This is a genomic window from Vibrio sp. 1401, from assembly GCF_033340295.1.
The window spans coordinates 1-862 of the sequence record NZ_JAWOWF010000221.1; the positions used below are offsets into that span (position 1 = coordinate 1).

An 862-nucleotide genomic window follows, 5' to 3' on the forward strand; every position below is an offset into this window, starting at 1 on the left:
CGCGCGATTGCTGCAGCAACTGCGGACTTTTTGTCATCAGCATTGTTAGCAGGGGTTTCGCTTTGTTCTTTTTCTGCTTTACGTTCACGAGCAAGACGCTTGCGCTCTTCACGCAGTTTTGCCATTTCGGAGTTGTCAGGCTCAGTTGCACCAGCTTTTGCTGCTGCGGCTTGCTTCGCTTTTGCTTTGGCAATGGCAGCCGCGACAGCAGGTTTAACTGCTGGCTCAGCTTTATTATCTTCGTTCGATTTTTGTGCTTTAACACGAGCAATGGCTGCGGCGATCGCATCATCACCACCGGTTGACTTCATCTCTTTTCGACGGTCATCCGCGGCTTTCTTGAAGCGGTTCTCACGTTCTGCTTTTTCGCGCTCCATACGCGCTTTTTTCTCTTCGAAGCGCAGTTTCGCACGCTCTGCGGCTTCTGCTTCTTGAGTTCGAGTACGAATTTCTGCTTTTGCTTGGCGGTAATATTGCACCAGTGGAATTTCACTTGGACAAACAAACGCACAAGCGCCACACTCGATACAATCTTTTAGATTTAGTTCTTCTAGCTTGTCATATTCTTCGGCCTTAGCATGCCATTGAAGCTGCTGTGGCAGTAGAGATGCAGGACAAGCTTCCGCACATTGACCACAACGTATACATTCCATCTCGTATTGATGAGCTGAAATCTCGTGACGAGTCGGAGCTAAAATACAGTTCGCCGTTTTGGTGATAGGAACCTGTGAGTGGGGCAGGGTAAAGCCCATCATTGGTCCGCCCATGATCAAACGCTGAAGTTTTTTATCGGCTTTGTACCCGAATTCGTCGAGCAGTGCTTGAACTGGGGTACCCAAGAGCGCCCATACGTTTCGAGGCT

At 49.3% G+C, this 862-nt stretch carries 1 protein-coding gene; it reads right to left on the reverse strand.

Annotation, left to right across the window (positions count from 1 at the left end; translation table 11 throughout):
- The coding region (gene rsxC, locus R7Z77_RS24705; RefSeq protein WP_318136965.1) for an electron transport complex subunit RsxC at positions 1-862 on the reverse strand (862 nt) is incomplete at both ends.